This is a genomic window from Pseudomonas azotoformans (genome assembly GCF_001579805.1).
In the GTDB taxonomy this organism is placed as follows: domain Bacteria; phylum Pseudomonadota; class Gammaproteobacteria; order Pseudomonadales; family Pseudomonadaceae; genus Aquipseudomonas; species Aquipseudomonas azotoformans_A.
The window spans coordinates 1,951,014-1,972,040 of record NZ_CP014546.1; the positions used below are offsets into that span (position 1 = coordinate 1,951,014).

At 60.8% G+C, this 21,027-nt stretch carries 20 protein-coding genes and 1 pseudogene; 4 read left to right on the forward strand and 17 right to left on the reverse strand.

Translation table 11 applies throughout. The features are described from left to right. Positions 1 to 36: 36 nt before the first annotated feature. Genes ubiB through ubiE form a run of 3 tightly spaced genes read right to left on the reverse strand, consistent with a single transcriptional unit; the run spans position 37 to position 3,031 of the window. The gene (gene ubiB, locus AYR47_RS09080) at positions 37 to 1,641 is read right to left on the reverse strand and encodes a ubiquinone biosynthesis regulatory protein kinase UbiB (protein ID WP_033897736.1); all 1,605 of its coding nucleotides are present in this window, start codon (positions 1,639 to 1,641) and stop codon (positions 37 to 39) included. Beyond that, positions 1,638 to 2,261 (reverse strand): ubiquinone biosynthesis accessory factor UbiJ, encoded by a 624-nt coding sequence (locus tag AYR47_RS09085; RefSeq protein WP_033897737.1) that lies wholly within the window; start codon positions 2,259 to 2,261, stop codon positions 1,638 to 1,640. The genes ubiB and AYR47_RS09085 overlap by 4 nt, the downstream gene beginning before the upstream one ends. After that, positions 2,261 to 3,031 carry a bifunctional demethylmenaquinone methyltransferase/2-methoxy-6-polyprenyl-1,4-benzoquinol methylase UbiE gene (gene ubiE, locus AYR47_RS09090; RefSeq protein ID WP_033897738.1) on the reverse strand — a complete coding sequence of 257 codons (771 nt, stop codon included), beginning with the start codon at positions 3,029 to 3,031 and terminating at the stop codon, positions 2,261 to 2,263. Before ubiE ends, AYR47_RS09085 begins: the two co-directional genes overlap by 1 nt. Positions 3,032 to 3,175: 144 nt before the next feature. Here ubiE and AYR47_RS09095 point away from each other — a divergent pair, with 144 nt between their 5' ends. From AYR47_RS09095 to AYR47_RS09105, 3 genes are all read left to right on the forward strand, one after another. Continuing rightward, complete coding sequence (locus AYR47_RS09095; RefSeq protein ID WP_033897739.1) at positions 3,176 to 3,451, forward strand: polyhydroxyalkanoic acid system family protein; 276 nt, start codon at positions 3,176 to 3,178, stop codon at positions 3,449 to 3,451. Between the two features lie 105 nt (positions 3,452 to 3,556). Next, complete coding sequence (locus AYR47_RS09100) at positions 3,557 to 3,979, forward strand: phasin family protein (RefSeq protein WP_061434972.1); 423 nt, start codon at positions 3,557 to 3,559, stop codon at positions 3,977 to 3,979. A 12-nt stretch (positions 3,980 to 3,991) separates the two neighbouring features. Further along, positions 3,992 to 4,975, forward strand: a complete 984-nt coding sequence (locus tag AYR47_RS09105) for a phasin family protein (protein ID WP_061434973.1) — start codon at positions 3,992 to 3,994, stop codon at positions 4,973 to 4,975. Positions 4,976 to 5,036: 61 nt separating this feature from the next. Here AYR47_RS09105 and AYR47_RS09110 read toward each other — a convergent pair whose 3' ends face one another. The 6 genes and pseudogenes from AYR47_RS09110 to AYR47_RS09135 all read right to left on the reverse strand — a co-directional run bounded on the left by AYR47_RS09110 (position 5,037) and on the right by AYR47_RS09135 (position 11,429). Next, complete coding sequence (locus AYR47_RS09110; RefSeq protein ID WP_038844790.1) at positions 5,037 to 5,564, reverse strand: fimbrial protein; 528 nt, start codon at positions 5,562 to 5,564, stop codon at positions 5,037 to 5,039. 17 nt (positions 5,565 to 5,581) lie between these two features. Continuing rightward, complete coding sequence (locus tag AYR47_RS09115; RefSeq protein ID WP_061434974.1) at positions 5,582 to 6,517, reverse strand: fimbrial protein; 936 nt, start codon at positions 6,515 to 6,517, stop codon at positions 5,582 to 5,584. Between the two features lie 43 nt (positions 6,518 to 6,560). Next, positions 6,561 to 9,122, reverse strand: a complete 2,562-nt coding sequence (locus AYR47_RS09120) for a fimbria/pilus outer membrane usher protein (RefSeq protein ID WP_061434975.1) — start codon at positions 9,120 to 9,122, stop codon at positions 6,561 to 6,563. Between the two features lie 122 nt (positions 9,123 to 9,244). Then, on the reverse strand, positions 9,245 to 10,000 hold the full coding sequence (locus tag AYR47_RS09125; RefSeq protein ID WP_061434977.1) for a fimbrial biogenesis chaperone: 756 nt from the start codon (positions 9,998 to 10,000) through the stop codon (positions 9,245 to 9,247). Positions 10,001 to 10,006: 6 nt separating this feature from the next. Further along, the gene (locus AYR47_RS09130) at positions 10,007 to 10,783 is read right to left on the reverse strand and encodes a fimbrial biogenesis chaperone (protein WP_061434979.1); all 777 of its coding nucleotides are present in this window, start codon (positions 10,781 to 10,783) and stop codon (positions 10,007 to 10,009) included. A 63-nt stretch (positions 10,784 to 10,846) separates the two neighbouring features. Further along, positions 10,847 to 11,429 (reverse strand): annotated as a pseudogene (locus AYR47_RS09135) (fimbrial protein). A 368-nt stretch (positions 11,430 to 11,797) separates the two neighbouring features. Between AYR47_RS09135 and AYR47_RS09140 the strand changes: the two are divergent. Further along, positions 11,798 to 12,472 (forward strand): response regulator transcription factor, encoded by a 675-nt coding sequence (locus AYR47_RS09140; RefSeq protein ID WP_237142545.1) that lies wholly within the window; start codon positions 11,798 to 11,800, stop codon positions 12,470 to 12,472. A gap of 13 nt (positions 12,473 to 12,485) precedes the next feature. Here the strand turns inward: AYR47_RS09140 and AYR47_RS09145 are convergent, their stop codons facing one another. The 8 genes from AYR47_RS09145 to AYR47_RS09180 all read right to left on the reverse strand — a co-directional run bounded on the left by AYR47_RS09145 (position 12,486) and on the right by AYR47_RS09180 (position 21,026). Beyond that, positions 12,486 to 13,106, reverse strand: a complete 621-nt coding sequence (locus tag AYR47_RS09145) for a TetR/AcrR family transcriptional regulator (RefSeq protein ID WP_033897748.1) — start codon at positions 13,104 to 13,106, stop codon at positions 12,486 to 12,488. A 27-nt stretch (positions 13,107 to 13,133) separates the two neighbouring features. Further along, positions 13,134 to 14,816 (reverse strand): class II poly(R)-hydroxyalkanoic acid synthase, encoded by a 1,683-nt coding sequence (gene phaC / locus AYR47_RS09150; protein WP_033897749.1) that lies wholly within the window; start codon positions 14,814 to 14,816, stop codon positions 13,134 to 13,136. 89 nt (positions 14,817 to 14,905) lie between these two features. Beyond that, positions 14,906 to 15,751: a poly(3-hydroxyalkanoate) depolymerase gene (gene phaZ / locus AYR47_RS09155; protein WP_016979176.1), complete on the reverse strand. Its 846-nt coding sequence runs from the start codon at positions 15,749 to 15,751 to the stop codon at positions 14,906 to 14,908. A gap of 22 nt (positions 15,752 to 15,773) precedes the next feature. Further along, the gene (gene phaC, locus AYR47_RS09160; protein WP_061434981.1) at positions 15,774 to 17,453 is read right to left on the reverse strand and encodes a class II poly(R)-hydroxyalkanoic acid synthase; all 1,680 of its coding nucleotides are present in this window, start codon (positions 17,451 to 17,453) and stop codon (positions 15,774 to 15,776) included. 249 nt (positions 17,454 to 17,702) lie between these two features. Further along, entirely contained in the window at positions 17,703 to 18,080 is a 378-nt protein-coding gene (locus tag AYR47_RS09165) for a gamma-butyrobetaine hydroxylase-like domain-containing protein (protein ID WP_061434983.1), read from the reverse strand. A gap of 83 nt (positions 18,081 to 18,163) precedes the next feature. After that, a complete protein-coding gene (gene hslU / locus AYR47_RS09170) occupies positions 18,164 to 19,501 on the reverse strand; it encodes an ATP-dependent protease ATPase subunit HslU (RefSeq protein ID WP_038844805.1) in 1,338 nt (445 codons plus the stop codon). A gap of 36 nt (positions 19,502 to 19,537) precedes the next feature. Next, a complete protein-coding gene (gene hslV / locus AYR47_RS09175) occupies positions 19,538 to 20,068 on the reverse strand; it encodes an ATP-dependent protease subunit HslV (RefSeq protein ID WP_003171209.1) in 531 nt (176 codons plus the stop codon). A 256-nt stretch (positions 20,069 to 20,324) separates the two neighbouring features. Continuing rightward, entirely contained in the window at positions 20,325 to 21,026 is a 702-nt protein-coding gene (locus AYR47_RS09180; protein ID WP_025858692.1) for an SPOR domain-containing protein, read from the reverse strand. Position 21,027 lies beyond the last annotated feature (1 nt).

The window sequence follows — 21,027 nt, forward strand, 5'->3', positions numbered from 1 at the left end:
GCTCCGGCAATTTGCGACAGTGTATAACCGGATTGGCTATCGACGCACGATCAGATAAACACCCACGGCGACCATGATGCCAGCCGGCCAGTGGCCCAGTTGGTTCAGCGGGCCACCGATGGCCAGCATCACCCCGCCGACCAGGTGCGCAGCGCCCAGCAGGCGCAGGAACCAGTCGTCCTTGCGCTGCTTCCAGGGCGGCGCCGGGTCCTTGGCGTGGGGCTGGGACATGCGCTCCAGCAGGTCGCGGGTCATGTTGGCCAGGTGCGGCAGTTGTTCCATCTGGCTATGCAGGTTGCCCAGCACGGTTTTCGGGCTCATACGCTCGCGCATCCAGCGTTCGAGGAACGGCTGGGCGGTGTTCCACAGGTCAAGGTCAGGATACAACTGGCGGCCCAGGCCTTCGATGTTCAGCAGGGTTTTTTGCAGCAAAACCAACTGCGGTTGCACTTCCATGTTGAAGCGTCGCGCGGTCTGGAACAGGCGCATCAACACCTGGCCGAAGGAAATATCTTTTAACGGTTTTTCAAAGATTGGCTCGCACACGGTGCGGATCGCCGCTTCGAATTCGTTGAGCTTGGTTTCTGCCGGCACCCAGCCCGAATCAATGTGCAACTGCGCCACGCGGCGGTAGTCGCGCTTGAAGAAGGCGAACAGGTTGCGCGCTAGGTAGTCCTGGTCTTCCGGGGTCAGGCTGCCGACGATGCCGCAGTCGATCGCAATGTACTGCGGGCTCCACGGGTTCACGGTGCTGACGAAGATGTTGCCGGGGTGCATGTCGGCGTGGAAGAAACTGTCGCGGAACACCTGGGTGAAGAAGATCTCCACGCCGCGCTCGGCGAGCATCTTCATGTCGGTGCGCTGGTCTGCCAGGGTTGCGAGGTCGGTGACCTGCACGCCGTAGATGCGCTCCATCACCAGCACTTTCGGGCGGCACCAGTCCCAATACACTTGCGGCACGTACAGCAGGGGCGAGCCTTCGAAGTTGCGCTTGAGCTGGCTGGCATTGGCGGCTTCGCGCAGCAGGTCGAGTTCGTCGTAGATGGTTTTTTCGTAGTCGGCGACCACATCCACCGGGTGCAGCAGGCGCGCATCGGCCGAGAAACGCTCGGCGGCGCGGGCGAGGATGAACAGCCACGCCAGGTCCTGGCCGATGATCGGCTTGAGGCCGGGGCGGATCACTTTCACCACCACTTCTTCGCCAGTCTTGAGCTGCGCCGCGTGCACTTGGGCCACGGAGGCCGACGCGAGAGGCTCGACGTCAAAGCGGCTGAAGACTTCGCTGATCTTCTTGCCCAATTGTTCTTCGATCAGCGCCATCGACTGTTGGGAGTCGAACGGCGGTACGCGGTCCTGCAGCAGCATCAGCTCGTCGGCGATGTCTTCAGGCAGCAAGTCGCGGCGGGTCGAGAGGATCTGTCCGAACTTGATGAAGATCGGCCCCAGGTCCTGCAACGCCAGGCGCAGGCGCGCGCCACGGCTGAGCTCCAGCTTCTTGCGCGGGAACCAGCGCCACGGCAGCACATAGCGCACCGCCAGCAGGAACCACGGCAGGGGCAGGGCGAACAGCAGGTCATCGAGTTGGTAGCGGATTACGACGCGCTGGATACGAAACAAACGGCGGACGGCGAGCAGCTTCATGCGTTATCGCTTGGATCAAGGGAACGGCTCAGGCGCTCGAAGCGGGCCTCAAGGCGTTCCAGGTCGATTTTGGCCTTGTCGAGTTCACGAAAGCGCGCTTGCGCTTCCCGTTCTCCGACCAGGGTGCGCGATTCTTCGCTCAGGTATTCGGCGAGGTTCTGGTTGAGGCTGGCGAACCCTTGTTGGTACCAGCGCGAACGACTGCGCAGGTGCCCGCTGATCAACTGGGTGGCGACGGGGCCGATCCAGCGTGACAGCTCGTATTCCCAGTCCAGTTCCAGGTCTTGCAGCACGGCGGCCAGGTCCATCAGCACCGAACTGTCGCCTTCCAGCTCCACTTCGGCGCTGTGCAGGATGGCGGTCTTGTTGCGGCTCAGGGCCAGGTGCAACAGGCTCGATGCCGGCGCACGCAGGGTGCAGTCGGCTTCGGCGGCCCACTGGGTCGCGAGCATCAGGCCTTCATCGCTGGGCAGGATAAACAGCTGCAAGGCGGGGCTACGGCAGTCGACGGCAATCACTTTGCCATTGAGGTGCGCAAGCCGCGCCAGGGCGGTGCTGTCCAGGCGCAGCACACGGTTGAGGCCGTGTTCAACGCTGGCGAGAAAGCCTGCGAGCAACATCAGGGCTTGATGCCACGGTGCAGGGCGACGATACCCGAGGTCATGTTGTGGTAGGTCACGCGGTCGAAACCGGCTTCTACCATCATCGACTTCAGGGTTTCCTGGTCGGGGTGCATGCGGATCGATTCGGCCAGGTAGCGATAGCTCTCGGCGTCATTGGTGATCAGCTTGCCCATCAACGGCATGAAGGCGAAGGAGTAGGTGTCGTAGACCTTGGACATGATGGCGTTGGTCGGCTTGGAGAACTCCAGCACCAGCAGGCGGCCACCCGGCTTGAGCACGCGCAGCATCGAGCGGATCGCGTCTTCCTTGTGGGTAACGTTACGCAGGCCGAAGGCGATGGTGACGCAGTCGAAATGGTTGTCGGGGAATGGCAGTTTTTCTGCGTCGGCCTGGACGAATTCGATATTGCCGGCCACGCCTTTATCCAGCAGGCGGTCGCGCCCGACCTTGAGCATCGAGCCGTTGATGTCGGCCAGTACCACTTGGCCAGTCGGGCCCACCAGCTTGGAGAACTTGGCCGCCAGGTCACCCGTGCCGCCGGCGATGTCCAGCACACGGTTGCCAGGGCGAACACCCGACAACTCGATGGTGAAACGCTTCCACAGGCGGTGCATGCCGCCCGACAGTACGTCGTTCATCAGGTCGTACTTGGCCGCGACCGAGTGGAACACCTCAGCGACTTTTTCCGCTTTCTGGCTTTCCGGGACGTTCTTGAAGCCGAAGTGAGTGGTGGGTTCGGCATCGCTGCCTTTGCGCTGATCAGTCATATCGCTGTCACCAAAAGAGAATGCGGGACATGATAATCCCCAAGGCCTGCTTTGTCTTGGCAAGGCTGCAGGTAAGATGGGTGGTCACCGAGACCTTTTGCCGCATCGAAGGTATTCACGTCCCTATAAAGAGGAGTCATTGCAATGGCCCGTATAACCGTTGAGCGCGCACATTCACTGGGTAAAGAGGGCGCGCGGGCGAAGGCCGACAAGTTGGCGCACAAACTCAAAGAGCAATATGGCCTGGAGCCGTCGTGGTCCGGCGATACCTTGAACCTCAAGCGTTCGGGGGTTAAGGGCACGGTATTAGTCACTGAAGATTCGTTGCGCATCGATGTGGAACTGGGCCTGTTGATGTCGGCCATGAGTGGCACCATCAAGTCCGAAATCGAAAAAGCCCTGGATAAAGCCTTGGTGTGATCCGTCTGTTCTTAGGGTGCCGATTCTAATTTTCCAGCCTACTTTGTGCCCAAGCCCTCAACTCCTGCGGGCCGTTCCTCCCCCCTAATCTGCGTGAGGTGCACCATGGCCAAAGTTATCCTGAAGAAAAAAATCGACGCCCAGACCACTACCCTGAGCGAGGTTAAATCCTACGCCCGCAAGATCTGGCTGGCAGGACTTGGTGCTTACGCCAAGGTTGGAAGCGAAGGCAGCGAGTACTTCAAAGAGCTGGTTAAGACCGGTCAACATGTTGAAAGTAAAGGTAAAAAAGTTGCAGTTGAACAACTTGAGGCCGCCAACAGTCAGATTGACCAAGTAAAGAGTAATGTCTCCTCCGTCAAAGGTCTGGTAGAAGTTCAGCTGGATAAAGTTGAAAAAGCTTTTGATACTCGCGTTGCCAGTGCCTTGAATCGAATCGGCATTGCGTCTAAACATGACGTTGAGACACTCTCTGCTAAGCTCGAAGAGCTGACGACATTGCTAGAACGTGTCGCGCGTAAACACTAAGGAGACATCGGGATGGCTGTTAAAAAGACTACTCAGAAAGAAGGCAGCTCGTGGGTCGGGGAAGTTGAAAAATATTCCCGTAAGATCTGGCTTGCTGGTTTAGGCGTGTACTCGAAGGTTAGCAGTGACGGCGGCAAATACTTCGAGACTTTGGTCAAGGACGGCGAGAAGGCCGAGAAGTTGACCAAAACCACGGTTGGTAAAAAAGTTGAAGCCGCCAAGGCAACTGCCGGCTCCGCCAAGTCGAGCATTTCTGACACGTGGGGCAAGTTGGAAGAAACTTTCGACAAGCGCCTTAACAGTGCCATTTCGCGACTGGGCGTGCCGAGCAAGGCAGAGCTGAAGACGCTGCACAGCAAGGTCGATACCCTGACCAAGCAAATCGAAAAACTGACCGGCGCTAAAGTGGCTCCCGCGAAAACGGCTGCTGCAAAACCGGCTGCCAAGCCTGCGGCTAAAACCGCAGCGGCCAAACCGGCTGCGAAATCGGCCGCCAAGCCTCTGGTAAAAGCGGCCGCCAAACCTGCTGCCAAGGCTCCTGCCAAAGCAGCGGCTAAACCAGCCGCCAAGCCTGCGGCAAAAACCGCCGCTGCCAAACCGGCCGCCAAGCCTGCCGCTAAACCAGTTGCCGCTAAAGCTGCTGCCAAGCCAGCCGCCAAACCAGCAGCCAAGGCCGCCGCTAAACCAGCCGCCAAGCCTGCGGCCAAAACTGCAGCTGCAAAACCCGCTGCCAAGCCAGCCGCTGCGAAACCTGCAGCCAAGCCGGCCGCCGCGAAACCGGCTGCCAAGCCTGCTGCAGCCAAGCCCGCGGCAAAACCAGCCGCCGCGAAGAAGCCAGCGGTAGCAAAAAAACCAGCAGCACCCAAGCCTGCTGTTGCGGCCAAGCCTGCTACTGCGCCGACCGCTTCCACAGCCAACTCGGTGTCCGCACCGACCCCTGCTGCTGTGACCCCGACTGCAACGCCGGCAACCCCGACGCCATCCAGTCAGTCCTGATTTTTCCCAGGACACAAAAAATGCCCGGCCTGCAAAGGCCGGGCATTTTTTTGCGTCTGTATCAGTTGTAAGTGATAGACACGGTCACAGCGCTGGCCAAGCTGCCTTGAGTGATGGCTTCACCGGTTTTATGGTAAGCCGCTGCAAGCGCAAGGACAGCTTTGTTGCCGCTGGTTGCAACCGTTCGGCTGCGCTGGTCAGGGGTGCCATTGGCCGGGATGGTTGAAAGCGCGGGTGCGCGATGCGCCAGTAACAGCGCGGTGCCTTTCGAGCCACCGGTATTGGCAAATAACTCGCCATTGCCCGCTGAGGGCGTGCCGGTAAACAGGAAGATCACGTTGCGGATATCGGATTCACAGTCGGCGGAGACCTCGAAATCGAGCTGCCCGGCGGAGGGGGTCGCGTCCAGGTCGGAAATCTTGATGGTTGGCAAGGTAAGGGTGCGGTTCTCGTCGCCGGCGGCCAGGTTGCAGGTGCCGGCGTCGACCTGCCCGGCAAAGGTCAAGGTGCCGGTTGTCGCGGCCTGGGCGCTGAAGCTGGCGAGCCCGCCGGTCATTGCCAACAGAAGGGGAATGCTGCGTAGGTACATCGGGTTTTCCTCAGGTTTCAGTTGTAGGTGATGTTGACGGTGGCGGTACTGGCCAGGGAGCCTTGGCTGACCGTGCCGTTTTTGTGATACGCGGCGCTAAGTGGCAAGACCGCGCGGTCGCCGGACACCGCCACGGTGCGTTCCTCGTTGGCGCTGATGGTCTGGGGCACGCCGTTGAGGCGTGAGTACAGCCACAGGTCTACGCCGCCGGCAGTGCCGGTGTTGTCGAAGAGCAGGGGGTTGCCCGGCGCCGGGGTGCCGCTGAAACGGAATGTGACGTTGGCCGCGTCGCTGCACTGGGCGGTCAGCTCGAAGTCATGTACGCCCGCGTAGACAACGTCCTTCAAGGCGCTGGCTTGTATCGTGGGGAGCGTGATTGTGCGGTTGACGTCACCGGCGGCCAGGTCGCAGGTGGCGGCGGGCCTGACAAAGCGCACCGCGTTGCCGAGGTCAAGACGGTAAACCTCTGGGGTGTGTATCCAGCGGTGCTCCCAGAGGTTTCCGGCCGGGATCGTTCCGTCTGTGACAGGCCCCATTTTGTAAAAGTGCGCCGTCGCAGAGGTGTAGCTGGGGATCTTGCCGTATACCTGCTGGGGCGGCTGGGTGTGAATGGCGAAGAACGCTTCGTTGGCGCCGTCGGCCCACATCAGGGAAATGCGTACGCCAATACCGGGGACTTCGGTGCGGTAGATGAGGGAGCCTGGGTATCGCTGGTCCGGGTATCGCCCGACATACCATCGGCGCACAGCCACAGGGCAATTGGCGACGAAGGCCGGAGAAGGACCGCTGAATGCCTGGCTGGTGATGAGGCTTCCGTCAGGCAGGCTGTCCGGCACCGTGATGGTCGCCGGCAGGTTGAGGGTCAGCGTTGAGTCTGGATACCGATCGCAATACGCTTGGGCGGTCAGCGGCAGGCTCAGTACTGTCAAAACGAATTTGATGGAGTGTTTCATCTTCAGTCCCGTCGTAAGAAATAGGGCGTTCGAGCGCACCTGATCAACCGTTGGCCGCGGCTTGGCAAGTGCCTGCGTCCAGATGGCGCAATCGGTTGCCGCCCTCCGGCCCCCGCTGCGGACCCACGCCGTATTGCAACCGGCAAGAGGCATTGCCCCCCCACTTGACCTTCAGTTGCCCCTGCGGGCGAGAGACCCGCACAAAGGCTTTACCGCCTTGCCCGACAATGCCGACGCTGGCGCCGTCTTCATCGAACACATCCGAACCGAACGGCAGCGAGCTACCGTCCTCGCGCAGGGCCGTGATCAAGATCGCCTGGCCGCTGACCGTGTCGAATTGCAGCTTCACCACCGAGCCCGCACGGGGTGCGACGTTTTGCGCGGCGGTCTTGAGCTCTACGTCGACGGACAGGTCCTTGGGGTCCAACTCGACCACGTTCTGGCGATAGGGAGTGAGGTGGGGCACCACGGCATAACCGCGCTTGCCGACCTGGGCGCCGTGGTTGCCGTTGATCCGCGCACCCTGCGCGTCAGGCGCCTGGACGATGCCAAGGGTGTCGCCCAGTTCCGGGGCGAAAATCACGCCATCGGCGTGGGCGACGATGCCGCCGGTCATGCCGAGGGAGGTTGCGCGGTAAGCATTGCTTTGTCCGAAACCTGCGGACAGCACGCCATGGCTGGCCTGGTATTTCATGTCGGCGGTCACTGAGTTGCTGCTGCCCTGCGTGCGACTGCCGCCCACGCCGTAGCTGAATTGGCTGCGTTCGCCCAGGGTGCCGCCGAGGTTCATCCGATCACCGCTGCTTTGATCGCCGCGATAGGCGGTGGTGGTCAGGGTGGGTGCGCGAGCGTCGCTGCCCAGGGGCAGGCTCAGGGTCAGTTCCACTTGTTTGTCGACCCGCTCGCTCAGCAAATCCTTGGTGCGCTGGGCACTGACGGTGTAGTGCAAGCCCTTCCAACTGCCGCTGTAGCCGGTGGTGAAGGTCAGGTTGCCGCTGCTGCGATTCCAGTAGTTTTGCGAGGAGCCGGTCAGGTAGACCGTGCCGTTCGCCAGGCCTTGGTTGAGGCTGATGTCCATCCTGTCGCGCAGGCGCGAGACGTTATCCAGGTTGTTGCCGTCGATGGCGAGGTCGCGAACCCGTGCAGCGTCAGCGACGCTCAGAAAGCCCTGCGTGGAGTAGCGGTAGGCGCCGAGGGCAAAGTGGGTGCCGGTGTCGGTGAAATTCTTGCTGTAGCGCAACTGCAGGCTTTGTCCTTGACGAGCGCCGTGGCCCGGTAGTGCTGCGTTCGAGTGGGTCAGGTCAAGGGACAGTGCGCCATACGGCGTATTGAACGCCGCCCCCAGCAGCTGCGACAGATAGTCGTCACCCGCCACAGCGCCGGTGTAGCCGGTCAGCAGGTTGCTGAGGCCGTGCTGGTAAGTGGCTTGCATCAGCCTGGGGGGATGACGCAGGCCGATTTCGTCGAGCAGGCCGGCGCTCAGCGAATAGCGGCTATGGCCGGTGCGCAACAGGTTGGCGTTGGCGGCGAACGGCACGATGAATTCGCGCTGACGGCCGTCGGCCTCGGTCACTGTGACAGTCAAGTCGCCGCCATAGCCGGTGGCAAACAAGTCGTTGAGCACGAACGGGCCAGGCGCGACCGACACTTCATCCAGCAACACACCGCGCTGACGCACGGTGACCCGCGCGTTGGTCTCGGCGATGCCGCGCACGACCGGGGCAAAACCGGTCTGGGAATCCGGCAGCATCCGATCATCGCTGAACAGGCTGGCACCGCGCAGGCGCACGCTGTCGAACAGCTGGCCTGGGGTATAGATCTCGCCGACCATCAGCTGTGATCGCAACGGGCTCAATTCGCGCTGCACATAGGTGCTGCTGCTCTGGTAGCCCGCGACGGCATCGGTCTGGCTGAAGCTGCCGTTGTGGCGCCAGTGCCAGTCACCCAGGTTGAGCCCGGTGTTCAGGCCCAAGTAATGAGAGTCGATGGAGCGACCATTCGTACGCGTCGTGAAGGTGTTGGCGTTGTAGCGCACAAACGCCGCATCGACCCCGCCGTCCCAGTGTTTGGGGTCGACATACCCGCGCGCTTTACGCGCCAGGTAGATCTGTGGAACCTGCAACGTCAGGCGGTTTTCGCCCGAGTCGAATTGAGCGGTGCTGCCTGGCAGGTAGGTTGCAATGTCTTCGCAGGGGGCGAATGCGGGAATAGGCGCCTGACCGGCTTCGGCGGGTTGATTGTGTGGCGCCTCCAAGTCGATGCCAAACCTGAGCACGGCGTCGCGCTCCAGGCACATCTGTGCAGCGTCCCGGCCCTTGACCGCGACGAACGTCAGGGTTTCACGGCCGATCCACTGGCCATTGAGATAAACGTCGGTGCGGTAACTGCCGGGCAGCACCACGTTGCCCTGGCTGAATTTGGCGATATCGACCTGCCGGCCGCCCACGCCATCCGGAAAGAAGGCGGGGTTGAACCCGACGCTCTCGGCACCTTGGGCGCCCACGGCATAGGCGCTGCTCAGCAGCCAAAGGCAGCGCGTCATCAGCGTCCAACGATGACGTGCAAGGAGCCAGCTGTTCGGGCTGGCGTGGATGTTCAGACTCATGTGTACCCTTTCCAAAAATGGGCGCTGTCCGAATTCAGGCAAAGCAAAGCCCTGCCCCGAGAAATGGGCATCAGACGAACGTGTGCAGTGAGGTCAGTCGTTGGCCAGACTGGCCGTGTGGGTCATGTCGAGAGCGGGCTGCTGTGGGTGCTGCGCACCCCGTAGTCGTCGAGCGTCTGGAACTCCACGGTGGCGGCGCTGCCCGGGGGCTTTTTGAGGCTGGGCAGTTCAAAGCGCGTGCGACCGCCAGGCGGCACCATGTTCCCGGCACCTGAAGCCGAGGGCTTGCGTGCATGACGCTGCTGAGCGTCCAGCACGTCGACCTGCTCGAAGGTCACGTGATAGGGCGTGGGGTTATAGACTTCCAGGGCCTGGCCGTGCTCGGTCGACTCACCTCGCCATTGCAGTTTTCCGGGCGCGGCGTCGACGCCATACGGCAGGTTCGGTGGCCGGAAAAACAGCTTGATCCGCGAACGGAAGGCCAGTTGCAGCTGATTGGCCTCCTGGGAATGCGCGGGCACCTCCAGCAGGTTGAACCAGAACAGGCTTTCCCGTTCCGTCGGCAGGCTGTCACCCGTGTACGCCAGGCGTAGAACCTGTTGCTTGCCCGGTTCCATACGAAAGATCGGCGGCGTGGCGATAAACGGCACCGTGGCCCGATCCGGGGTGGAGTGTTCGTCACCGCTGTCCAGCCACACCTGGATCAGCACGGGCGCCTGGTTCTTGCTTTCCAGCCGGACCGTCACCTCCTTGTCGTCCTGTGGGTAGATGATCCGGGTGCTGCTGATGACCACGCTGGCCTGCGCGGCGGCGCTCAGCAGTGCAAAGGCCAACGCGATCAGGCGGGCCGACAGGTGTGAAGCGAAAACGGCGTTCATGGTCTGTTACCCGGCGACTGGAGGCGTAAGGTCTGCCGAGTGGCGAACGCGGGCACCGAAGTCGCTGACGGCGGTGAATTCGACCTTGAGCGCACCGTTAGGGCGTTCGCGCAGCGACGGCAGCGCGAATACTTTCACGTCGCCGGCCGGCATCATCAGGCTGTCGTTGGCTTCCTTGTTGGCGGCTTTGCCGAAGCGCCTTCCTTCGCTCACCAAGACCACTGAACTCAGGGAAACATGGTACGGCGTGGGGTTGGTCGCTTGCAGGGCATAGCCCTGGTGGTGGGCAACCAGTTTCCATTGCAACTTGGACGCCGCGCTGCCCACCGAGTAAGGCAATGCCTGCGGTCGCAGAAACACCCGCAAGCGAGTGCGAAAGGCCAATTCGATCTGGTTGTTCTGTTCGGCACCGGCGGTCAGCGGTGGGACTTCCAGCACGTTCAGCCAGTACAGGCTTTCGCGGTCGGCGGCCGCGCCCTCCCCGGAATAGCGCAGGCGCAGCGCCTGTTGCTGGTGCGGCTCGATGCGGAAGATCGGTGGCGAAACGGTAAACGGCGTCTGCGCCGTGACTGGCGTGGAGCGGATGTCGCCCGTGTCCAGCCAGGTTTGTACCAGGGCCGGGCGGTCACCTTTGTTTTCCAGGCGCACGACCACTTCCTGCTGATCGGCGGGGTAGATCACGCGGGTGCCATAAATAATGACCCCAGCCTGGGCGGGAAATGCGTGTAGCAGTAACCCTGCGATACCCCAGGTGGCAAGCGCGAGGCAGACCAGCTTTTTCATGCTCAATGTTCTCTACGAATCAGGCGGATGGGCCTGCCTGGCAACTGCAGGCCCGCTTGCGGTTTAGTTGTCGTACACGACCATGAAGCCGACGCGGGTCTTGACCGTGCCTTCAGTTGCGGCACCGCTGGCGTACATCTGCGCGGGCCAGTGGGATGACCGCCTGGTTGTCGGCGATCACTACGCCTTCGGATTTTTCGGTGTAGACGTTGATCGGCAAGCCGTTACGGTTCGTCACTTCAACCTGGACGTTCTTGGCGTTGGTGGTGTCGGACGGGTCATCGTAGCCGTCGATGTTCAAGCGTCCGGTTGCCACATCAATGGCCGGGCTGGTGGGGTCGAAGGCAACCATCGCGGTGCGGCCGTTGGTGCAGCCACCTTCGCCAGGCGCACCAATGCGAATGGTGAAACCGGTGAGGTTGGCGCGATCACCCGGCTTCGCCAGGCGTGCGGCAGACACACCGCCGAGGTTGACGTCTTTGACCACGGCACCGGTGCCCGGCGCTGCGCCTTCGATGGTGCAGGTCGTATCGTTCACCAGCCCGGTGAAATTGATGGTTCCGTCGTTGGCGGCGTGTGCCGTTTGCGATACGGCCGCAGCCAAGGCAAGTGCGGCGGCAAGGGTGGAGAAAGTGTTGACTGTCATAGAGCTCCCAATCGTGAGTTATTTGCGTAACCCGCCGCACAGTGATGTGCTGCATCGGTAATTTGTTTCGTTTTTTTACCGAATTGCGGGGAGCTCTAATTTGGCTGGGAACGTTAACGATGCCTATAGAGATGTAACGAGATTTATCTCGTAATTGTTCGAAGTCCAAAATATTAATTAAAACAATTGTATGGGTCTGCGTCTGTAAGAATCAGGTGTAAGGCATATATGTAGGATTAAGTTGTAAGGGCGGGTCGAGTTGATTTTTCTATGTTGAAGCATCAAAAAAGCTGCGCTATACCCTGTTCGTGCAATGAGCGTATTTGAACTAAGTTGTACCTACTTGGGCGAACTTTCTGGTGGCCGATATGCACACCATCATGTTGTTGGATGATCACGAGATGGTTCGACAGGGGATCGAACTGGGCCTGCGTAAAGAGACCGATCTGGATGTCATCGGCTCATTCAGCACGTCCAGGGCGTTACTGGATGCGCTCACACAGCGACCTGCGGATGTGGTGGTGATGGACTTTACGCTGGGGCCGTCGGACATCGATGGCCTCAGCCTGATCCAGATGCTGAGCCGGCGCTTTAAGCGCTGCAAGGTGCTCGTTGTGTCGTCGCACTGCACACGTGCAAGGGTCACGCTGGCGCTGAAGGCTGGAAGCCTGGGGGTACTGGGCAAGACCCAACAGCTCACGGAATTGGTCGTGGCTATTCGAACCGTCGCCCAAGGGCGGATTTACCTGCAACGTTGCATGTTGTCGGTATTGCAGGAGGGTGAGTCTGCTTTGCGGCAGATGAATATCGAGTCGAAACTTGAAACGGCTATGCCGTTGCGATTAAGTGGCGCTTTAACGCCCAAAGAACAAGAAGTATTGCGTTGTTTTTTGGATGGCATGTCCGTGAACTCAATTGCGGCAAAGTTTTCGCGCAGTGCAAGTACCATCAGTACACAAAAACAATCGGCTTATCGAAAGCTGGGGATCAGGACCGACAGTGAACTTTTCATGTTCACTAAACAGTTTGGTCGACCTGATTGATTTCAATGAGTCTTTAAGTCGGATTGTCCAGATAACGCAGCGCCCATTGCTCTGTGGCCTGTCGTGCCGGCGACTGCAGATGGGGCGCCACCAGCATCATGATCTGGTAGATCACTACTTGCACCTCACCTTCGCGATCGAGAATCCGCTGGTAATCCAGGGAGAACAGCAAGGTCATGGTGATTTGCTCAACCAGTTGCCCCAGCGCCTGGGTGTCGCTGACCAATTGCCCGGCGGCCTTGAGCCGTGCCAGCAGAGACGCCAAGGTCCGTTTGAGCGCCGTCAGCAGGTTGCGAATGCCCTTGGCCAGCTTTGGCAGGCGTCCCGCCAGGTTCGACAAGTCCTGGAACAAGAACCGGTAATGCGCCATGCGCTCGACGATCAGGTGCAGGAACAGCCAGTAATCCTCGGCTTCCAGTTGCGCGTCCGCCGGAGGGTCGAGCAGGGGCGCCAACTCATTCTGGAAACGCTCGAACAACCCGAGCACCAACGGTTCCTTGCCATGGAAGTGGTAGTAGAGGTTGCCGGGGCTGATCCCCATTTCATTGGCCACCTCCATGGTCGACACGTTCGGCTCGCCCTTTTGGTTGAACAACTGCAGGGCACATTCAAGGATACGGTCGCGGGTCTTCATCCAGTCTTCTTAATGTGATCGTTGAGCTCAGCGCACGCGCACATAGGTGCCGGGCGCCGCTTCCATCGGTGGGTAATTCTGGTTGCCCAGGGCGGTAAGGGTTTCCCGTTGCGCGCCGGAGCGCTGCTGGATCCAGTCCAGCCACTGCGGCCACCAACTGCCTTCGACGTGGTTGGCGTCGTAGTACCAGGCGCGCGGGTCGCTGCTCAGCTTGGGGTTCTCGACGTAGTTGGCCTTGGGGTTGCCCGGCGGGTTGAGAATGCTCTGGATATGCCCGCTGTTGGACAGCACGAAGCGCCGCTCGCCGCCCAGCAATTGGGTGGAGCGATACACCGCGTCCCACGGCGTGATGTGGTCGTTGATGCCCGCCACACTGAAGCTGTCCACCGTGACCTTCTGCAAATCGATTGGCGTGCCGCACACTTCCAGGCCACCGGGATGACTCAGCGGGTTGTGCTTGAAGAAGTCCAGCAGGTCGCCGTGCAGCGCGGCGGGCAGGCGCGTGTTGTCGTTGTTCCAGTACAGGATGTCGAAAGCCGGCGGTTCCTTGCCCAGCAGGTAGTTGTTGATCCAGTAGTTCCAGATCAGGTCATTGGGGCGCATCCAGGCGAACACCTTGGCCATGTCGCGGCCGTCCAGCACGCCTTGCTGGTAGGAGCGGCGCTTGGCCGCTTCCAGGGTTTGTTCATCGGCGAACAGGGTGGCGGGGCTGTCGATCTGGCTGTCCAGCAGGCTCACCAGGTAGCTGGCGCTGGAGATGCGGCGCAACTGGCGCTTGGCTTGCAAGTGCCCTTGCAGTGCGGCGATGGTCAGGCCACCGGCGCAGGCGCCCATCAGGTTGACCTCACGGGCGCCGGTGATCGCGCGGCACACGTTGAGCGCTTCTTCCAGCGCAGCGACGTAGGTGGACAGGCCCCATTCGCGATGCCGCACATCCGGATTGCGCCAGCTGACCATAAAGGTCTGCAGGCCATTCTTGAGGGCGTACTGCACAAAGCTGTTGGCGGGGCTCAAGTCGAAAATGTAGTACTTGTTGATTTGCGGCGGCACGATCAATAGCGGCTTGGCGTACTGCTTTTCGCTCATGGGTTTGTACTGGATCAGCTCCAGCAGCTCATTGCGAAACACCACCGAGCCTGGGGTGGTGGCGACCGTCTTGCCCACCTCGAAGGCGTGCTTGCTCACCTGGCGCGGCAGGCCATTGTTGTGCAGCAGGTCTTCGAACAGGTTGGTCACACCGCGCACCACGCTGTTGCCGCCGGAATTGAGCAGTTCCTTGATCGCCAGCGGGTTGAGCAGGGTGTTGGAAGGGGAGACCGCATCGTTGATCAACGAGAAAGCAAAATGCGCTCGGGCGCGGTCATCGGCGCTCAGGTTGCTGTCATCGATCCAGTGGCGCGTCTGCTTCTGCCAGCTCAGATAGGCTTGCAGGCTACGCCGGTACAGCGGATTGAGTTTCCAGGTGGGGTCGGTGAAGCGGCCGTCGTTGGGGTTGGGTTCGTGCACGGTTTCACCGAGCAGCACGCGGCCCAGTTGACCGCTCAACGCCCAGGCATGGCGAGCGGTATGCACCGGGTTGCGCAAGCCATGGGCGGCCACGCTGCGCAGGGTCGACAGCAGGTCCCGACCGCGCAGGCCGGTGATCGCATTTTGCGCATTGATGAACGCGGCAGGGGTGGGCGCCGGGTTCGTCACGGGTCTTTCTCGCATGAGCCAACACTCCTTCGTCAAGCCATCAAACAGGCACGCCAATTCAGAACCATAGCCGGTTCCTGGCAAGTTGCGCGGCGGTGTGGTCCTTACACGGCCGGTCGCGGATGGATCACCGCGCGCATGCGCTCCTCTTCGAGAAATTTCATGATGATCGGCGCCACGGCTTCCGCCCGGGTGATCAGGAACAGGTGGCCGTCATCGATGATGTGCAACTGTGCATTGGGGATGCGCCAGGCCAGCATGCGCATGTTGATCAGCGGGATCAGCGGGTCATCGTCCCCCGCCAGCACCAGGGTGGGTTGGCGGATCTTGTGCAGCCAGTGGATGCTGGTCCAGCCCAACCCGGCGAACAGCTGCCAGTAGTAGCCCAACTTGCCGGCCGAGCGCACTTTGCTCGCGTGTTCGGCGGCCAGTTTCGAATCGCGGCGGAACGAGCCGCCGTAGATCATCGGCGCGATGCGCACCACATGGGACGGTTGGATGTAACGGCGCGGGCTGGCCATCAACCACAACACTTTCGGCTTGCCCGGCACCATCACCGCACCCGCCGCTGTGGCCGCCAGGATCAGCTTCTTGCAGCGCTCCGGGTAGTCGTAGGCAAACTGCTGCGCCAACGCGCCCCCCCAGGACACACCCACCGCGTTCACCTGGCCATAGTCCAGGTAATCGAGCATACGTGCGGTGAGCTTGGCCAGGCCGGGAAAGCGGTACGGTCGATTGGGTGTGGAGGAACCGCCCACGCCGGGCACATCGAACGCGATCACTTCCAGGTCTGGGTCCAACGCCTGGACGAACGGAAACACCAACTCAAGGTTGGCGCCGATGCCATTGAAGATCAGCAACGGCGTCAAGTGAGGCTTGCCCGGGCGCACCGCCGTGCGGATGGTCTGGCCATCCAGGTCGATGGTGCGGAAGATGAACGGTTGCGGCATGGGCTTACCCTACGGGTGAGGATTATCGTTCGTGTACATAAGTGCCCGGCGCCGCTTCGGCCGCCGCATAGGTTTTGTTACCCAGGCTTGTAGGTGCTTTCTTCAACTTACCCGCCCGTTCCGCCTGCCAGGCTTGCCAATGCAGCCACCACGAATCGGTGTGCTTGGTGGCATTCTCCTGCCACTCCAGCGGCTTCGCCGTCAGGCTGTCGCTGGTCTGGTAACGCGCCTTGGGGTTGCCCGGCGGGTTGAGGATGCTCTGGATATGCCCGCTGCTGGACAGCACGAACTCCACCTTGCCGCCAAACAGCTGCGCCGATTTGTAGCACGACTGCCACGGCGTAATGTGGTCATTGGTGCCAGCCAGGGAATAGATATCGGCAGTGACCTGCTTGAGGTCGATGGGCGTGCCGCACACTTCCAGTGCGTTGGCGCGCACCAGTGGGTTGTTCTTGAACAGCTCGATCAGGTCACCGTGGAATGCCGCCGGCAACCGCGTGGTGTCGTTGTTCCAGAACAGGATGTCGAACACCGGCGGTTCGTTGCCCAGCAGGTAGTTGTTGACCCAGTAGTTCCAGATCAGGTCGTTGGGCCGCATCCAGGCAAACACCTTGGCCATGTCGCGGCCTTCCAGCACGCCGGCCTGGTAGGAGTGGCGCTTGGCCGCCTCCAGGGTCTGTTCGTCGACGAACAGCGCTACCTGGGTGTCCAGCGTGGTGTCGAGCACACTCACCAGCAGGGTCAGGGCGTTGACCTTCTTCTCTCCCAGCGCCGCGTAGTGGCCGAGCAGGGCGGTGCAGGTGATACCCCCCGAGCAGGCGCCGAGCATGTTCACATCTTTGCTGCCGGTAATCGCCGTGACCACATCCACCGCTTCCTTGAGCGCCTCGATATAGGTCGACAGGCCCCACTCGCGCTGGGCCTTGGTCGGGTTGCGCCAGCTGACGATAAAAGTCTGCTGGTTATTGCGCAGGCAGAAGCGCGCCAGGCTCTTCTCAGGGCTCAGGTCGAATACATAGAATTTGTTGATCTGCGGCGGCACCACCAGCAGCGGGCGTTCGTGCACCTGTTCGGTGATCGGCTTGTACTGGATCAGCTCCAGTACGTCGTTGCGAAACACCACGGCGCCTTCGGTCGTGCCCAGGGTCTTGCCCACTTCAAAGGCGCCCATATTGACCTGGCTCGGCATGCCGCCGTTGTGCACCATGTCCTTGGCCAGGTGGGACAGGCCATCGAGCAGGCTCTTGCCGCCGGTTTCAAAGAAACGTTTGACCGCCGCCGGGTTGGCCGCGCTGTTGGTGGGCGCCATGGCTTCGGTCATCAGGTTGATCACGAAGTGGCCGCGGCTGATGTCCTGTTCCGACAGGTTGCTGTCGCCGATCCAGTCGTGCAGTTCCTTGCGCCACGCCAGGTAGGTTTGCAGGTAGCGTTTGTAGAGCGGGTTCTGGCTCCAGGCCGGGTCCTGGAAACGACGGTCGTCGTTCTCGGGCACCAACGCGGATTTGCCGAACATCACGTTCTTCAACTCGACGCCAAAATGCGCGACGTGCTTGACGCTGTGCAACGGTTGTTTGATGGCTTGGGTCAGCACCATCTTCGCCGAGGCGAGTAAATCCTTTTTACGTAACGCGATGATCGGGTTGAGCCCCAGGGTGTTTTCCGAGGCCTGGCGTTTCAAGTCATCGTTATTCTTGTTACTCATCTACGACGCTCCATTGTCCGAAAGACGAGTACCGGGGACCGCTGCGCACCCAGTTTCGATACACAACACAAGCCTGGTACTGCGACTCGGGTGACCGTTGATACCGCATCGTCAAATGCAGGGAACTTGCCAGCTCCATTGGTTACCCGAGTTTAATTTTTTTCGCAAGCGGACCAATCGTTGGTCACGCGACAGGGCATTCAAGCAGATGAAATTAGAAAATGCCCTCTAAAGAGCAAGAGGCCTGTGCTAGAGCATCAGCCGTACGACCGACTGATCCGGATCGCGGGTTTTGCCGGCGGCTTTGAGTTCGGCCAGATAATCGACCCACAACGCGTCTTGGCGCACGGCGAGTTGGTAGAGGTAGTCCCAGGTGAACAGTCCGCTGTCATGACCGTCGTCGAAGGTCAATTTCAGTGCGTACTGGCCAGCGGGTTCTACCTTGGTCAACCGAACGTTGAGCTTGCCGAATTGCAGGATGGGTTTGCCGTGCCCCTGGACCTCGGCGGAAGGCGAGTGGGTGCGCAGCAGCTCGGCGGGGAGTTGGTACACCTCGTCGGGCCCGTAGGTGAGGCCGAGGGTGTTGGAGGTTTTGTGCAGGTTTACAGCGGTGGGAAATTTTGACATGGGTGCCTCCAGCGGCAAGCCTTAAGCTACAAGCGGCAAGTTGAATGGGCTCAACTTGAAGCTTGTAGCTTACAGCTTGAGCTTTACAGAATGTAGCGCGACAGATCTTCGTTCTGCGCCAATTCGCCCAAGTGGCTGTTGACGTATTCAGCGTCGATCTTGATCACTTCGCCATTCTGCGCGCCAGCCAAATCACCAGCACTGAAGGAGACTTCCTCCAGCAAACGCTCCAGCAAGGTGTGCAAACGACGGGCACCGATGTTCTCGGTCTTCTCGTTGACCTGCCAGGCGATCTCCGCCAGGCGCTTGATGCCGTCCGCTTGGAATTCGATACCCAAGCCTTCGGTTTTCAGCAGCTCACGGTATTGCTCGGTGAGCGACGCGTGCGGCTCGCTGAGGATGCGCTCGAAGTCGCCTGGGGTCAGCGCCTTGAGCTCCACGCGGATCGGCAGGCGACCTTGCAGCTCTGGGACCAGGTCGCTTGGCTTGCTCAGGTGGAACGCGCCGGAGGCAATAAACAGGATGTGGTCGGTCTTGACCATGCCCAGCTTGGTGTTCACCGTGCAGCCTTCGATCAGCGGCAGCAGGTCGCGCTGTACGCCCTCGCGGGACACATCGACACCGCCGGAGTTGCCGCGCTTGGCCACCTTGTCGATCTCGTCGATAAACACGATGCCGTGCTGCTCGACCGCTTCCAGGGCCTTGGCCTTGAGTTCTTCCTCATTCACCAGGCGCCCGGCTTCTTCGTCGCGCACCAGTTTCAGCGCTTCCTTCACCTTGAGCTTGCGGCTTTTCTTCTTGCCCTTGCCCATGTTGGCGAACAGGTTCTGCAACTGGCTGGTCATTTCTTCCATGCCAGGCGGGGCGGAGATGTCGACGCCGGAGACTTCAGCGACTTCGATCTCGATTTCCTTGTCGTCCAGTTGGCCTTCACGCAGGCGCTTGCGGAACAGCTGGCGGGTGTTGGAGTCCGAGGCAGGCGCGGCGTCTTCGTTGAAACCCATGCGTGCCGGTGGCAGCAGGGCGTCGAGGATGCGTTCTTCGGCGGCGTCTTCGGCGCGGTGGCTGACCTTGGTCACTTCCTGTTCGCGCAGCATTTTCAGGGCGGCGTCGGCCAGGTCACGGATGATCGACTCGACGTCGCGGCCCACGTAGCCCACTTCGGTGAACTTGGTGGCTTCGACCTTGATGAACGGTGCATTGGCCAGCTTGGCCAGGCGACGGGCGATTTCGGTTTTACCGACGCCGGTCGGGCCGATCATCAGGATGTTCTTGGGCGTTACTTCAACGCGCAGTTCTTCGGGCAGTTGCATCCGGCGCCAGCGGTTACGCAGCGCAATGGCTACGGCGCGCTTGGCATCGTCCTGGCCGATGATATGGCGGTTGAGTTCATGGACGATTTCGCGGGGAGTCATGGACATAGTGTTTGGCGGCCTCAAGCGGAATAAGCCTACGGCTTACTCAGCGAGGTCCTGCTCCTCAATGGTCTGGTTGTGGTTGGTGAACACGCAGATATCACCGGCAATACCCAGGGCGGTCTCGACGATTTCGCGAGCCGACAGGTCGGTTTTCTTCAACAGTGCGCTGGCGGCCGCTTGGGCGTAGCCACCGCCGGAACCCATGGCGATCAGGCCATGTTCAGGCTCAACCACATCGCCGTTGCCGGTGATGATCAGGGAAGCGTCTTTGTTGGCGACGGCCAGCATGGCTTCCAGGCGGCTGAGGGAGCGATCGGTGCGCCATTCTTTGGCGAGTTCAACCGCAGCGCGCACCAGGTGGCCCTGATGTTTCTCTAGCTGGCCTTCGAAACGCTCGAAAAGGGTGAAAGCGTCGGCGGTAGCGCCGGCAAAGCCCGCGAGAACCTGGCCGTGGTACAGGCGACGCACTTTCTTGGCGTTGCCTTTCATCACGGTATTACCCAGGGAAACCTGGCCGTCGCCGCCCATGACGACTTTGCCGTGGCGACGTACTGAAACGATGGTGGTCAAGGGGAGAGTCTCCACGCAGCGGGGCGAAAATGCCCTGATGGAAACTGATATGGGGGTGGTGGGGGGGATTTCAACTGTAGGACGGGAGGGTGGACGAGTGGTGTTTATAGGCCTTACACAATTTTGAGGACACCCGAAACCAAATGTGGGAGCTGGCGTGCCTGCGATGGCGGTGTGTCAGTCACTGAAAATATTGACTGTTACACCGCCATCGCAGGCACGCCAGCTCCCACAATTGTACTGTGTTGGCTGCGAGCTAGCGGCTCTGGCGTTGTTGTAACAACAGGTTGCTAAAGCCCGCGCCAGCCAGTTGTTTCTGCGCCACGGTCAGCTGTTCACGGTTGCTGAACGGCCCCACCAGCACGCGATACCAGGTCGCATCCTTCACCGTACCCGACTCAACCGTCACCGACTGCCCCAGCAGAATGATCTGCGCCCGCACGCGATCCGCATCCGCCTGTTTCGGGAACGAACCCGCTTGCAGGAAGAACTTCGTCACCGGCGCGGCTTTGGTCTCGGCAACCGGCGGTGCTGGCGGCGGCGTAATGCCAGCCAGCGCAGCCTGGGCGCGCGCCGTGTCGATTTTCGCCGCTTCCGCTGGGGTGACCGGGGTGGTCGGTACCTGTGGCGTCGGCAGGGTTTTCTCCGGCACGGCGTCAGGCGGCACGATCACTTCCGATTCCGGCAGCAGCGTGTAGAAGTCGTACTTCGGCTTCACAGGTGCGGTCGGGCTTGGCGCCGTCTTGTTGGCTTCGGCCATTTTCGTGGCCTTCTGCTGTTCCTGCTTGACCCGTTTGACGTCATCGCCCTTGCCCGGATCCAGCTTCATCAGGAACACGATAAACGCACCGACGGTGAGGCCGATCGCCATCCACAACCAGCCCGGGATCGGCTTCTTCGCCGGGGCCTGGTAGCGGCTGGCGCCGCGCTTGGGTGCAGGTTTTTTCTTGGCAGCCAAC